This window comes from Streptosporangium album (assembly GCF_014203795.1).
GTDB classification, from domain to species: Bacteria; Actinomycetota; Actinomycetes; order Streptosporangiales; family Streptosporangiaceae; genus Streptosporangium; species Streptosporangium album.
The window spans coordinates 4,799,897-4,813,681 of record NZ_JACHJU010000001.1 but is presented as its reverse complement, the minus strand read 5'-3'; the positions used below and the strand labels follow the sequence as shown (position 1 = coordinate 4,813,681).

Annotated in this window: 16 protein-coding genes; 3 read left to right on the top strand and 13 right to left on the bottom strand. The window is 69.8% G+C overall.

What is annotated here, in order from left to right:
- Window positions 1-43: 43 nt before the first annotated feature.
- Window positions 44-1,291, top strand: coding sequence for an MFS transporter (locus tag FHR32_RS22975; protein ID WP_312882621.1), 1,248 nt, complete (start codon window positions 44-46; stop codon window positions 1,289-1,291).
- 461 nt (window positions 1,292-1,752) lie between these two features.
- On the top strand, window positions 1,753-2,313 hold the full coding sequence (locus FHR32_RS22965) for a murein hydrolase activator EnvC family protein (protein WP_184756186.1): 561 nt from the start codon (window positions 1,753-1,755) through the stop codon (window positions 2,311-2,313).
- A 202-nt stretch (window positions 2,314-2,515) separates the two neighbouring features.
- On the opposite strand, the gene dprA is transcribed toward FHR32_RS22965, so the two are convergent.
- From dprA to rpsP, 12 genes are all read right to left on the bottom strand, one after another.
- Window positions 2,516-3,703: a DNA-processing protein DprA gene (gene dprA / locus FHR32_RS22960; protein ID WP_312882620.1), complete on the bottom strand. Its 1,188-nt coding sequence runs from the start codon at window positions 3,701-3,703 to the stop codon at window positions 2,516-2,518.
- Window positions 3,700-5,289, bottom strand: a complete 1,590-nt coding sequence (locus FHR32_RS22955) for a YifB family Mg chelatase-like AAA ATPase (protein ID WP_184756185.1) — start codon at window positions 5,287-5,289, stop codon at window positions 3,700-3,702. Before FHR32_RS22955 ends, dprA begins: the two co-directional genes overlap by 4 nt.
- Before the next feature lie 66 nt (window positions 5,290-5,355).
- Window positions 5,356-5,709 (bottom strand): YraN family protein, encoded by a 354-nt coding sequence (locus FHR32_RS22950; protein ID WP_184756184.1) that lies wholly within the window; start codon window positions 5,707-5,709, stop codon window positions 5,356-5,358.
- Between the two features lie 109 nt (window positions 5,710-5,818).
- On the bottom strand, window positions 5,819-6,142 hold the full coding sequence (locus FHR32_RS22945; RefSeq protein ID WP_184756183.1) for a DUF2469 domain-containing protein: 324 nt from the start codon (window positions 6,140-6,142) through the stop codon (window positions 5,819-5,821).
- 38 nt (window positions 6,143-6,180) lie between these two features.
- Window positions 6,181-6,867, bottom strand: coding sequence for a ribonuclease HII (locus FHR32_RS22940; RefSeq protein ID WP_184756182.1), 687 nt, complete (start codon window positions 6,865-6,867; stop codon window positions 6,181-6,183).
- 111 nt (window positions 6,868-6,978) lie between these two features.
- Window positions 6,979-7,632: a signal peptidase I gene (lepB, locus tag FHR32_RS22935; protein WP_184756181.1), complete on the bottom strand. Its 654-nt coding sequence runs from the start codon at window positions 7,630-7,632 to the stop codon at window positions 6,979-6,981.
- Between the two features lie 9 nt (window positions 7,633-7,641).
- Window positions 7,642-8,511 (bottom strand): signal peptidase I, encoded by an 870-nt coding sequence (gene lepB, locus FHR32_RS22930; RefSeq protein WP_184756180.1) that lies wholly within the window; start codon window positions 8,509-8,511, stop codon window positions 7,642-7,644.
- 150 nt (window positions 8,512-8,661) lie between these two features.
- On the bottom strand, window positions 8,662-9,015 hold the full coding sequence (gene rplS, locus FHR32_RS22925; RefSeq protein ID WP_184756179.1) for a 50S ribosomal protein L19: 354 nt from the start codon (window positions 9,013-9,015) through the stop codon (window positions 8,662-8,664).
- Between the two features lie 247 nt (window positions 9,016-9,262).
- Window positions 9,263-10,030, bottom strand: coding sequence for a tRNA (guanosine(37)-N1)-methyltransferase TrmD (trmD, locus tag FHR32_RS22920; protein WP_184756178.1), 768 nt, complete (start codon window positions 10,028-10,030; stop codon window positions 9,263-9,265).
- 1 nt (window position 10,031) lies between these two features.
- Window positions 10,032-10,547 (bottom strand): ribosome maturation factor RimM, encoded by a 516-nt coding sequence (gene rimM, locus FHR32_RS22915; protein WP_184756177.1) that lies wholly within the window; start codon window positions 10,545-10,547, stop codon window positions 10,032-10,034.
- Window positions 10,548-10,639: 92 nt separating this feature from the next.
- Window positions 10,640-10,882, bottom strand: coding sequence for an RNA-binding protein (locus FHR32_RS22910; protein ID WP_012888562.1), 243 nt, complete (start codon window positions 10,880-10,882; stop codon window positions 10,640-10,642).
- A gap of 1 nt (window position 10,883) precedes the next feature.
- A complete protein-coding gene (gene rpsP, locus FHR32_RS22905) occupies window positions 10,884-11,345 on the bottom strand; it encodes a 30S ribosomal protein S16 (protein WP_184756176.1) in 462 nt (153 codons plus the stop codon).
- Window positions 11,346-11,614: 269 nt separating this feature from the next.
- Between rpsP and FHR32_RS22900 the strand changes: the two genes are divergently transcribed.
- Window positions 11,615-11,956 (top strand): hypothetical protein, encoded by a 342-nt coding sequence (locus tag FHR32_RS22900; protein WP_184756175.1) that lies wholly within the window; start codon window positions 11,615-11,617, stop codon window positions 11,954-11,956.
- A 209-nt stretch (window positions 11,957-12,165) separates the two neighbouring features.
- On the opposite strand, the gene ffh is transcribed toward FHR32_RS22900, so the two are convergent.
- Window positions 12,166-13,725, bottom strand: a complete 1,560-nt coding sequence (ffh, locus tag FHR32_RS22895; protein ID WP_184756174.1) for a signal recognition particle protein — start codon at window positions 13,723-13,725, stop codon at window positions 12,166-12,168.
- Between the last annotated feature and the right edge of the window lie 60 nt (window positions 13,726-13,785).

Here is a 13,785-nt window from a genome sequence, read left to right as displayed (position 1 = left end):
GGACTATCTTCATAGATGTGAAGCGTTCCCTTCAGAAAGCGGCGTGATCCCCGTGTTGCAGCCCCTCCCCCTGCGCAGGCAGCGCGACTACCGGCTGCTGCTGTCCGCCCGAGCCGTCTCCGAGACCGGCACCGAGGTCTCCCGGTTGGCCGTGCCGCTGACCGCCGCCACCCTGCTCGGCGCCTCCCCCGCCCAGATGGGCGTGCTCGCCGCCGCCACCTCGCTGCCCTATCTGCTGATCGGGCTGCAGGCGGGCGCGGTCGCCGACCGGATGAAACGGCACCGGCCCGTCATGGTGGGCTGCGAGGTGATCTCGGCCGTGGCCATGGCCACCATCCCGCTGGCCTGGATCACCGGGCTGCTGAACGTGGCCTGGCTGATCGCGGTGGCGTTCATCGTCGGCAGCTGCGCGGTGATCTTCCGCGCGATGAACTTCCCGCACATGACCGCGGTGGTGCACGAGAGCCAGCGGACCGAGGCGCTCGCGGGCTTCCAGTCGGCCTACTCCCTGGCCACGGTCAGCGGACCGGGGCTCGCCGGGCTACTCGTCCAGCTGATCACGGCACCCTTCGCGATCATCGTCAACGCGGCGTCGTTCCTGGCCTCGGCGTTCCTGATCCGGTCGATCAAGGCGCCGGAGGCCCACACCCCCGCTCCCCCGCGCGGCATGTGGACCGAGATCCGCGAGGGCCTGCGCGCCGTGCTGGAGCAGCCGACGCTACGCGCACTCGCCGGCTGTGGAATGACCATCAACTTCTTCGCCTCGGCCTACCTCGCGCTGTTCGTGATCTACGCGCTCAACGTGCTCGGCCTGCCCGGCGGGCTGCTCGGCGCGCTCACCGCCTTCGCCGGGGTGGGCGGACTGCTCGGCGCCGCGATCACTCCGCGGCTGGTCAGGCGGTTCGGCGAGAACCGGCTGCTGGTCTACGCGGTGCTGCTCTTCCCGATCGACTTCGTGGCCGCGGCGCTGGCCTCCGGCCCGGTGTGGGCCAAGTTCCTCCTCATGTCCGCCAGCACGCTGATCACCGGCATGGCCATCGTGGCCTTCTCCGTCTGCTTCGGCGCCGTCGTCCTCCGCGAGGGCCCCGCCGACCTGCTCGGCCGGATCAACGCCACGATGACCTTCACGATCCAGGGGGTCCTCGCCCTCGGCGGACTGGCCGGCGGCCTGCTCGGCGAGTTGCTGGGGCTGCGCCCGGTGCTGTGGATCTGCGCGGCGGGCATCATGCTCACGATCCCGTGGATCTGGCTCTCCCCGCTCCGCCGTACCTCCGCACAGCAAGCAGGATGATCCCGGCTGCCGGCCAGACCAGACCAGATCGACGAGCTTGGCGAGGGGGCCGGCCAGAATGACGATCCAGATCGCGACCAGCCCGCCGGCGACCGGCATCAGCAGAAGAGGTACGCCACGCTGGGGATGAGCAGGTGGTCGAGCATCACCGGCCAGCCCGCCAGGAACCCGGCGCCGCCTCCCAGCCCGGCCGACGCGTGGGCGGACACCGGAGCCGGCGGCCCGATGAGCAGCAGACCGTAGACGACCAGGTCCCGGGACGGGAGCGTACGGCACAGGACGGCCCGTCCTCACACGTCGTGTTCTTCCACGCGAGCCCCTTGTCCGAGGCTATGGCGGCCTCCGACCGTCGGATGAGTGCCGCTCCTGCAGAGGGCACCTGTCCACAGCCCCGCGTCCCCTGTCCACAGAATCCCGCTCGGCACGCCTGAACTCCGCACGGATCTTTCATCCTCGGGAAGATGAATCGCTTCCGCGCCCTCGGGGCGCAGTCCTCGCTCGCCACCCTGCTGTCCGCGCTGCTGCTCACCACACCGGAGGTCGCGGGCGCGCACGGCGCAGCCGGCCGGATCGCCCCGAGCAGAGTCTCGGAGCCCCCGGTCCGCTGGGATTGGCCTCTCACCGGGCGTCCACGGGTGCTCCGCGGTTTCGCGCCCCCTGCCCGACCGTGGCTGGCCGGTCACCGGGGAGTCGATCTCGCCGCGACACCCGGCGAGCAGGTCCGCGCGGCCGGAGCCGGAACGGTCGGCTACGCCGGGCCGCTCGCGGAACGGGGGGTGGTGAGCGTGCTTCACACCGGTGGCCTGCGGACGACCTACCTGCCGCTCCAGCCGACGGTACGGCGCGGCCAGAGGGTCGAACGGGGTGAGGTGATCGGCGTCGTCCAGGACGTTCCCGGGCACTGCCCGGCCGCCTGCGTGCACTGGGGCCTGCTCCGCGACCGCCTGTATCTCGATCCGCTGCTCCTCCTGGGGCGGGGCCAGGTCCGCCTTCTGCCCCTTTGGCCCACGGGCCGGGACTAATGCACGTTTTATTGATATTTCCACCTACTGCGGTTGCCCAGACGGAGTCTTCTACTGCGGCTGCCCAGACGGCGCCCTGAAGAGATCACCTGTCACCGGCTTGACCGCACGCCCGGACCCGGAGTCCGTGGCCAAGGCTCGGTCGCGGCAGTGAGGGGAGAGGCGAGGGCCGGGAGGAGCCGTCCGCCCGGCCCGGGAATCCCTACCTGTCGGGTCTGCCGGGACGCAGGCGCCAGCCCCGGGGGACGCGCTCGACGTATCCGGCCGCGGCCAGGCCACCGAGGCAGGACAGCACGGTCTCCAGGCCGACACCCGCGGCCAGCGCTATCGTCGCCGGGCCTGCCCCGGCACGGGCGGGCACCGCTTCGAGGACCGCGCGGGTCTCGGGATCCAACCGGTCGCGTGGGAGCAGCGGGCCGCGTGGCTCGGGAGCCAGATCATCGCCCATCGCACCGACGAGCTCGATCATCTCCTCGGGGGTGGTCACGCAGGTGGCCGTCCCCTGACGGATCAACCGGTGACAGCCCGCCGAGGTCTCCGAGGTCACCGGCCCCGGCACGGCGGCCAGATTCCGGTTGAGCGAGATCGCGTGCCCCGCGGTGTTGAGTGCTCCGCTCCGCAGGGCCGCCTCGATCACCACGGTGCCCCGCGACAGCGCGGCGATGAGCCGGTTGCGGACCAGGAAACGCGGCCGGGTCGGGTGGGCGCCCATCGGGCACTCGCTCACCAGCAGACCCTGGGAACGCACGGCGGCGAACAGCGAATGATGGGCGCTGGGATAGGCGATGTCGGTGCCACAGGCCAGCACGGCGACGGTCGGCGTCCCACCGGCGAGGGCACCGCGGTGAGCCGCCCCGTCCACGCCGTACGCGCCTCCTGAGACGACGGCCCATTCCCGTCCGCTCAGCCCGGCTCCGAACTCCGCCGCGACATGCGTGCCGTACGGTGTGGCGGCCCGGGAACCGACGACGGCGACGGACCGCAGGCAGGAGAAGCGCAGGTCGGCCTCGCCGTGGAGCCAGAGGGCATGGGGACGGGAGTCGCCCAGGTCGTCGAGCTGGGTCGGCCACTCGCAGTCGCCGGGAACCACCAGCCGGGCCCCGGCCCGCTCCCCTTCTGCCAGGTCGCGGGCGGGCTCGGCCGTCTCCAGCCGGGCCGCCCAGGAGACGAACATCCGCTCAAGCCTGACCGTGAGCCGTTCCCGCTGCGCCCCGGACGGGTCACGGCGGTGGGAGGCGGCGAACCATCGGGCGAACTCGGGCTCCGGATGGCCCTCCCGGATCTGTCCGACGGCGGCCTCCGGGCCCTGTGAGGCGACGAGCCTGCTCATGACGACGTCGCCCGGCTCGGCCAACCGCATCAGCGTGACCCGCGCGAGCCGGTCGTTCACCGTTCTTCCCCCAGCCACAGTCCGAGTGCGGCGTTGGTCTCCTCGATCTCGGGCCTGTCCCTGCCGCCGAGGTCGGCCAGTGTCCAGGCCACTCTGATCACGCGGTCCAGGCCCCGGGCGCTCAGCTCGCCGCTGTCCAGGCACCGGAGCAGGGGCGACATCGCCTTCGGCGGCGGACGGTGGTCGGTGTGGAGGGCACGGGTCGGCATCTCCGCGTTGCACCGCCATGGCCTGCCTGCGAACCGTCTGGCGGCACGTTCACGGGCGATGAGCACCCGCTCGGCCACCACCTGGCTGGGCTCGATGAACCGGCGGTCGGCGAGGAGCTCTCGCCTGGTCGACCGGTACAGGGTGGCCTTGACGTCGATCCGGTCGAGCAGCGGGCCGGAGAGCCTGGCCAGGTAGCGGCGGCGGGCCGCGGGAGCACAGCGGCAGGGATCGTCGGAGCCGGACGGTCGCGCGCAGGGACACTGGTTGGCCGCCAGCACCAGCATGAACCGGGCGGGGAACGTGACCGAGCCCAGCGCCCGGGAGACCGTCACCCTGCCCGATTCGAGCGGCTGCCTGAGCGAGTCGAGGACGGTCCTCGAATACTCCGGAGCCTCATCCATGAACAGGACGCCCCTGTGGGCGAGCGACACCGCCCCCGGGCGGATCATCCCGCTCCCTCCGCCGATCACGGCCGCGACGGTCGCGGTGTGGTGGGGTGCCACGAACGGCGGACGGGTCAGCAGCGGGCGGTCCGTGGGCAGCGCCCCGGCGACGGAGTGGATCGCGGTGACCTCAAGTGCCTCGTCCCGCCCCAGGGGCGGGAGCAGGGTGGGCAGCCGCTCGGCGAGCATCGTCTTGCCGGTGCCCGGCTGACCCAGCATCCAGAAGTTGTGGCCTCCCGCGGCGCAGACTTCCAAGGCACGGCGGGCGAAGGGCTGGCCTGCCACGTCACCCAGGTCGGGGACGACCTCACCTGGATCGTCCGGAGAGGACGACCGCGCGCCGCCCGGCCCGCCGCCGAGGTGGGGCGGCTCGGTGCGCGGAGCGCTCCCGGCCACGGGCACGGGCACGGTGACGGGATCGTCGCTGCGCAGCCAGCTCACCAGCTCACCGAGGTTCGCGGCGGGGATCACGGTCACATCCGGCACGAGACCGGCCTCGGCGGCGTTGTGCACGGGGACCACGACGGTGCCGGCACCGGCTCCGGCCGCCGCCAGCACGGCCGGGAGCACACCACGCACGGGTCTCACCGAACCGTCGAGGCCGAGCTCGCCCAGGAAGAACGGCTCGACGACCCTGGCACGGGGCACGACCCCGGCCGCCGCGAGCAGGGCCACCGCGATCGCGAGATCGAAAACGCTTCCGCGTTTGGGGAGGCTGGCGGGGAACAGGCTGACGGTGATCCGCGCGTCGGGCCACCCGTAGCGGCTGTTGACCACGGCTGACCGGACCCGATCCCGTGCCTCGCTCAGCGCGGTGTCCAGCATTCCGATGAGGTGCAGGCCGGCCATGCCGCTGCCGACATCGGCCTCGACATCGACGGGATGGCCGGTCACCCCGATCAGCGCGATGCAGCGGGTGCGTGCGACGGCCACTCACGCCACCCCCCTGACCCGGCGGGCGATCCAGGACAGCCCGGGGGCCATCGGTCCGGAGGACATCTAGCACACCCCCCGCTCGTGACGGATGGCGATGTCTCCGGCGAACCGCTCCAGGGCGATGACGTCGACGCGGATCGAGTCGAATCGCTCGCACTGCGTGGCCAGCCACCTGCCGGAGAGCCTGCGCAGACGGGCGAGCTTCACCTCGGTCACCGCCTCGAAGGCGGTGCCGTGGGTGCGGCCCGACCGGGTCTTCACCTCCACCACGACGAGGGATCGCCCATCACGGGCGACCACGTCGATCTCTCCGTCCGGGCATCGCCAGTTGCGATCCAGGATCTGCATGCCCTGAGCCAGCAGATAGTCGACGGCGACCTGTTCACCGTGCCTGCCGAGCTCGTCCTTCGCGGCCATGGAACCACCTCCGGTCCCCGACCTTGGCTCAGCCCGGTCCGCCCTCAGCGGGCCGAATCCGATTCTGTGGATACCCGGTCAGGCACAGGCCGCGTCTGTGGAGAAAGCCTCAGCTGGAGAAGCCCTCCTTGGGCATCTCCAGATCGGGCTTGGCGAGCTCCTCGACGTTGACGTCCTTGAAGGTGACCACACGGACGTTCTTCACGAATCTCGCCGGCCGGTACATGTCCCAGACCCAGGCGTCCTGCATCTTCACGTCGAAGAACACGTCACCGTTCTCAGCCGTCCGGACGTCCAGGTCGACGGAGTTGGTCAGATAGAAACGCCGCTCCGTCTCCACGACGTAGCTGAACAGCCCGACGACGTCGCGGTATTCACGGTAAAGCTGCAGCTCCATCTCGGTTTCGTACTTCTCGAGATCCTCTGCGCTCATACCGGTCCTCCTGTTGCACGCCTTCCCGGCCCACCCGATCAGGCAGAACCGGCCCCCACTTCATTCTCACCCATCACCCCGCCCGGCCCGAACCGCGCCACCGTCGCGAACGAGAAACGATGGGCCGGACACGGACCGTGAGTTTCAAGTGCCCTTCGATGACTCACGGTGCCATACCCCTTGTGCACCGCGAAACCGTACTCGGGATGGTGCCCGTCCAGCGTGGCCATCATCCTGTCTCGCGTCACCTTCGCCACGATCGAGGCCGCCGCGACGCAGGCCGCCACCCGGTCACCCTTCCACACACCAAGCGACGGCACGGGCAGACCCGGCACGGGGAAGCCGTCGGTGAGCACGTAGCCGAGGTCACAGGGCAACCGCGCGACGGCGCGGCGCATTCCCTCGATGTTGGACCTGTGCAGGCCGCGCACGTCGATCTCGGCCGGGGGGATCACCACCACGCTGACCGCCTCCGCGGCCGTCGTGATCAGGCTGTACAACGATTCACGCCGGGAGGCCGTGAGCAGCTTGGAGTCGTTCAGGCCGTCGATCCGGCGGCCGAGCACCACCGCGGCGACCACCAGCGGCCCCGCGCAGGCCCCTCTACCGGCCTCGTCGACCCCGGCCACGGGCCCCAGCCCGCGGCGTGTGAGAGCCCGCTCATAGCCGTACAGGCCCACATCCCGCCGGACCACGCTCGGCGCGGGACGGAACGCAACTGTCATGGCACCACGGCAGACACAGCGACCATGAGCCGAGAGTACGCCCCATCCGGGCCGTTCGGTACCGCTATCGCCTCCCGGAGTGGCAGGCCTCTCCCCGGTGAAGGTCTCCGGCTACTTCGACGGGGCGAAGGCCTCCGGCCTGGCGAAGATGTCCGGGGTCGAGAGGACCGCCACGCGGGAGAGCGGCCAGTAGATCGCGAAGGCCCGGCCGATGACGTCGTCCTCGGAGATCGTGCCGTCCCCCTCCATCTCCTCGTGGTTGCGCGAGTCGTTGGAGGCGGAGCGATGATCGCCCATCACCCACAGGCGCCCCTGGGGCACGACCTTCTCGAACTTGTCGGCCGAGGGGAAGTCATCGGGGTGCAGGTAGGCCTTCTCGTCGAGCGGGACCCCGTTGACGGTGATCCGCTTCTGGGCGTCACAGCATTTCACGGTGTCACCGCCGACCGCGATGACCCTCTTGATGGTGTCTCCGCCCGGCCATCCCTTGAAGACGACCACGTCGCCGCGCTCGGTCTCCCCGTGCAGCCGGTTGACGACCACGCGGTCGCCGTTCTTGAGGGTGTTCTCCATCGACTCCGAGGGGATTTTGAAATTCTGGAGAACGAAGGCCTGCAGCAGCAGCGCCGCCACCACACCGGACACGATCAGGGTCAGCGTCTCGCGCAGGCTGCTCCTGCGGGACGGCTTCCCCTTCGCCTTCTCGGGCTCCTTCGCGGGCTCCTTCTCGGGCTCAGCGGACGTGCTGTCGGGTTCCACAGTCATGGGGTACGGCTACCGCCTTGAGATCCAGCGCCGACGCCACAGCACCAGCGGCGCGGCCCCCGCGAGACCCAGGAGAAGCGGGGCGGCCTCTCCGAGGGCGGCGGCCGCCTTGAGGGCGGGCTGCTGGAAAGTTTCGGGGATGGGGAGGATTTTCGCCCTGGAGAACGGCCACACGATCACGAAGGCCCGGCCGATCACCTTGTCCACCGGGATGGTCCCGCCGCCGGGATCGCCCATGTGGGAGCGGGAGTCGAGGGAGACCGAGCGGTGGTCGCCCATGACCCAGAGGCGGCCCTGCGGGACCTTGACCTCGAAGGGGTCCCGGGACGGCACGTCACCGGGGTAGAGGTAGGACTTCTCGGCGAGGGGAACGCCGTTGACCGTGACGCGCCCCTGGACGTCACAGCACTTCACGGTGTCACCGCCGACACCGATGACGCGCTTGATGTAGTCCTTCTCGCCGGGGACCACGCCGAAGGCGGTGCCGATCCAGCGGAAGAACGCGGAGACCGGGTTGGACGGCTCCTCCAACGACACCTCGCCGTCCCAGGAGTCCACACCGGAGAAGACCACGATGTCACCGCGCTCGATGGCGCGGGTGTGGTAGACCAGCTTGTTCACCAGGACCCGGTCGTTCGTCAGGAGGGTGTTCTCCATCGACTCCGACGGGATGTAGAACGCCTGGATCACAAAGCTCTTGATCACGAATGCGAGGACCAGGGCGACGGCGATCAGAACGGGGAGCTCCTTCCAGAAGGAGCCCTTCTTCTTGTCCTTGCCGCCGTCGGCGGTCTTCTGGGTGTCTTCGGCGACCACGTCCACCTCGTCCTCGACAGGTCGACGCGAGGCTGCGCCGTACTCCCGGTCTTCGCTAGTCATCGTGGACGAGCCTAGATGATGACCGACATCGGCTCGTCTCCTGCCGGTTGGGCATGGCTATGCGTCTTACCCATAGGAGGTCAAACCTCCTTGCATGGCACTGGCCCGCACCCCCTGCGGGGGACGGGCCAGGACAGAAGGCGGCGGAACCTAGCGGGCGACGCGCTTCTCGCGGATGCGGGCGGCCTTGCCGCGCAGGTCACGCATGTAGTAGAGCTTGGCGCGGCGGACGTCGCCACGGGTCACCACGGCGATCTTCTCGATGACCGGGCTGTGCACCGGGAAGGTGCGCTCGACACCGACGCTGTAGCTGACCTTGCGGACGGTGAAGGTCTCGCGGGCGCCACTGCCCTGGCGGCGCAGGACGAAGCCCTTGAAGACCTGGACACGGGAGCGGGTGCCCTCGATCACGCGGACGTGAACTTCGAGCGTGTCACCGGGACGGAAGTCCGGGACATCGCTGCGGAGCGTGGCCTTCTCAAGCTCGGTGATCAGCGTGTGCATGGCAGTGGTACCTCATTTACGCGAGCACCCGGAGGTCCACCCGGCCGCGATGGGGCGGCGTCGCGATGGACACGCGTGCTGAATTGGACGGTGTCTTGGGAGTCAGGCCCATCTGCCCGACGGCGCGCACCGGCCAGTGGACAGTCGGCGGCAACGGTTCAGTGTGCCATATTTTCGCGACCGACCGGAAATCAACCCGTCACAGCTCGTCGCCGCGATCCTCGGGCGGCGGGCTGTGACGTCATGGTCAGCCGGGAAGGCCGAACTCGGAGAGGATCTGCCGGTCCTGCTTGTCCAGGCCCTCCGGATCGAGCGCGGCCAGCAGTTCGGGACGGTTCTTCGCGGTACGGCGGAGCGCCTCGTCACGCCGCCACCGGGCGACCTTGCCGTGATGGCCGGAGAGCAGGATCTCCGGAACCTCGTGCCCCCGCCACTCCGGCGGCTTGGTGTAGACCGGCCCCTCGAGGAGGTTCTCCATCGCGCCGGGCGCGAACGAGTCGTCCACAGCCGAGTTGGCGTTGCCGAGCACGCCGGGCAGCAGCCGCCCGACGGCCTCGACCATCACCAGCACCGCCACCTCCCCGCCGGCGAGCACGTAGTCACCGATGCCGACCTCGTCCACCCGCACGCGTGAGCCGTACTCGGCCATGACCCGGGAGTCGATGCCCTCGTAACGGGCGGGGGTGAACAGCAGCCACGGTTCGGAGGCGTACTCCATGGCCAGCTTCTGGGTGAAAGGCACCCCGCTGGGGGTCGGCACGATGATCCTGGGCTGCGCGGCGGGATCGGTGGCGAGGACGGCGTCGATGGCCTCCCCCCAGGGACCCGGCTTCATGACCATGCCGGGGCCGCCGCCGTAGGGGGTGTCGTCCACCGTGTGGTGCACGTCGTGGGCCCAGTCGCGGAGCTGATGGAGGCGGATGTCGAGGATGCCGCGCTCACGGGCCTTGCCGATGAGGGAGACGTCGAGCGGGGCGAAGTACTCGGGGAAGATCGAGATGACGTCGATGCGCATGTCAGACGATCGTGTCCGGATCGAGCAGCCCCGCGGGCCCGTCCACCACGAGCGTGCCCGCCTTCAGGTCGATCACCGGGACGATCGCCTTCACGAACGGCACGTAGACCTCGGTGCCGCCCCGGCGCACGACGAGCAGGTCCTGACCATGATGCAGGACGTCGGAGACCTCGCCGACCCGCTCCCCGTCGGGGGTGACGACGGCGAGGCCGATGAGCTGGTGGTCGTAGAACTCGTCGGGGTCGTCCGGCGGCGGGATGTCCGCCGAGTCGATGACGAGCGTGGTGCCACGGATCTCCTCGGCACGGTTACGGTCGTTGACGCCCTCGAACCTGACCAGCAGGACGCCGGAGTGCCAGCGCCGGGACTCGACGACGAGCGGACCGGTCGACGCGGGGTCGGTGACGATGGCCGTACCCGGGGCGAAACGCCTCTCCGGGTCGTCGGTGCGCACCTCCACGGACACGTCGCCGCGGAGTCCGTGCGGGCGGCCGATCCGGCCGATGACAAGCTGCACGCCCGCCTCCCAAAATGGTCGTGTGTCGCAGAAAGCAAACGGGCCACCCACGCTGGGTGGGTGACCCGTTCACTCGATGGATCTCGTGTCGGCTAGCGGGCCTCGTTCAGGTCGAGTAGATCGACCCGAACGTATTTGCCGTCGCCCAGGGCGTTCACGACAGTGCGCAACGCCTTGGCCGTACGGCCACCACGGCCGATGACCTTGCCGAGGTCCTCGGGGTGGACCCGGACCTCAAGCACACGCCCGCTGCGGATGCGGCGAGCGTGAACCTGGACCTCGTCGGGATGTTCGACGATGCCCTTCACCAGGTGCTCGAGGGCCTCCTCGAGCACCTCAGGCCTCGCCTTCCGGCTTCTCCTCCGCGACCGGCTCAGCCGGGGTCTCAGCGACGGGCTCGTCGGCCTTCACAGCCTTCTTGGCCGGCTTCTTCGGCGTGGTGGCGGCGGCGTCCAGGGACAGCGCCTCCTTGGCCGCGGCCTCGTAGACGGCGTGCCGGTCGGCCTTGGGCTCGGCGACCTTGAGCGGAGCCGGAGCCGGCTCGCCCTTGAACTTCTGCCAGTCACCGGTGAGCTTGAGGAGCTTGAGCACGGGCTCGGTCGGCTGCGCGCCGACACCCAGCCAGTAAGCCGCCCGCTCGGAGTCGACCTCGATGCGCGAGGGGTTCTCCTTCGGGTGGTACAGGCCGATCTCCTCGATCGCCCGGCCGTCACGCTTGGTGCGGCTGTCGGCGATGACGATGCGGTACTGCGGGTTGCGGATCATACCGAGCCGCTTGAGCTTGATCTTGACTGCCACTGGTGTGGTCTCTCCTGCATTAGAGCGTGGGTGAGCGGCGTCTCATCGAGTGGGGCACGAGGAGAGAACCGTTCGTAGGGACAGGCGTGGCACGCGGGGGTGAGAGGGCACCCACGTGGTCACGATGTTCCAACATGTCATTGTGCCAGACGTACGGGAGTGCCCAGCCAAACAGGGCCCATCCCGTACGGCCGGCGGAGGGCAAATCTCGGTAATCCACGCGTGTTCGAGGTATCGGGCGGCCCGCTCCGCTGCGATAACTGACCGCCGTGGCAACCACCCTGAGATCGCTGCTGCTGACCGCGATCGGATCCGTCGCCGTGCTGGGCGCCGTACTGGCCATGAGGGCGACCACCGGTGAGTCCGCCCGGACCGGAGACGTCCGATGTCCCGGCGCCACCGCGACGCCCTCGCCGGACCCCGCCCCGGTGACCGTCCCGGCACCGAGATCCGCTTCCGTCCTGACGTCCGTTCCCACGCCGAGCCTCCGGCCGTCCTGGGCGCCGTCCGCGGACCGGCAGATCACGAGAGGGGACGCGGGGGCTCCGGACGGCATGCCGCCGTCCGTGGAATCGCTGCTGACCGCGCTGACCGCGCCGGCCGGCTGTTGACGCCCTTCGGCATGACCGCCCCGCCGACGGTCCGGGCCTCGGAAAGGAGCGGGCTGGACGACGGGGGTGACGGATCTCTCCGCCACCCCCGTCCCCCGGTCCTACTTGGGCCGCACTCCCAGCAGCTCCAGCGTCGCCACGGCGATGAATCCCACCACGATGGCCAGCCAGATCCACCGGGCCCGCCCGTGGAACCCGTTGTCGCCCACTTACTTCTGGCCGGGAAGCTTGAACTTCGAGGGGTCGAAGCCCGGGGGCAGTTCGAGGCCGGGCGGGAGCTGACCCGCGCCCAGCCTGCCGAGGGCGCCACCCGGGCCTGCGGCGCCACCGGGGGCACCGACCGTGTCGGAAGCGCCCTTGCCGAGTGCCGCCTTGCGCGGGTCACCGCTGACCCGCCGTCCCTTGGCCGCCTTCTTCTGCGCGGCCTTGCCCGCCTTGCGTCCGCCGGGCATGCCCGGGATGCCCATCCCGCCGGCCATCTTCTTCATCATCTTCTGCGCGTCGAAGAACCGGGTGACCAGGCCGTTCACCTCGGTCACCGTCACGCCGGACCCCTTGGCGATGCGGGCCCGCCGGGAGCCGTCGATCATCTTGGGGTTCTGGCGCTCGCCCGGGGTCATCGAGCGGATGATGGCGGCGATGCGGTCCAGGTCGCGGTCGTCGACCTGGTTGAGCTGCTCGCGCATCTGCCCCATGCCGGGCATCATGCCGAGCAGGTTCTTGATGGGGCCCATCTTCTGGACCATCATCATCTGCTCGAGGAAGTCCTCCAGCGTGAAGCCCTCACCCGAGGTGAGCTTGCCCGCCATCTTGACGGCCTCAGCCTCGTCAAAGGTCTTCTGGGCCTGCTCGATCAGGGTGAGGATGTCACCCATGTCGAGGATGCGGGAGGCCATCCGGTCCGGGTGGAAGGCGTCGAAGTCCTCCAGCTTCTCACCGGTGGACGCGAACATGATCGGCTTGCCGGTGATATGGCGGACCGACAGGGCGGCGCCGCCGCGGGCGTCGCCGTCGAGCTTGGTGAGCACGACGCCGTCGAAGCCGACGCCCTCCATGAAGGCCTGAGCCGTGGAGACGGCGTCCTGACCGATCATGGCGTCGACGACGAACAGGACCTCGTCGGGCGAGACCGCGTCGCGGATGTCCGCCGCCTGCTTCATCAGCTCCTGGTCGATGCCCAGGCGGCCGGCGGTGTCGATGATGACGATGTCGTGCTGCTGCCGCCTGGCGTGGTCGATCGACTGTCGCGCGACGGCGATCGGGTCGCCGACGCCGTTGCCGGGCTCGGGCGCGTAGACCGCGACCCCCGCGCGCTCCGCCATGACCTGGAGCTGCTGGACCGCGTTCGGCCGTTGGAGGTCGGCGGCGACCAGCATGGGCGTGTGGTTCTGCTCCCGCAGCCAGCGGGCGAGCTTGCCCGCCAGGGTGGTCTTACCGGCACCCTGGAGGCCCGCGAGCATGATGACGGTCGGCGGGTTCTTCGCGTAGCGAAGCCGCCGGGTCTCGCCGCCGAGGATCTCGATCAGCTCGTCATTGACGATCTTGACGACCTGCTGCGCGGGATTCAGCGCCTGGGAGACCTCGACGCCGCGGGCGCGCTCCTTGACCTGGGCGACGAACGTCCTGACCACGGGCAGCGCGACGTCGGCCTCGAGCAGCGCGATGCGGATCTCGCGGCAGGTCGCGTCGATGTCGGCCTCGGACAGCCGACCCTTGGAACGGAGGGAGGAGAAGACCGATGTGAGCCGGTCGGAAAGCGTCTCGAACACGTGATTGGCCAGCCTCTGCGCTACAGGTCTGCGACTCGACCCCCCAGCCTATCCGTTGGG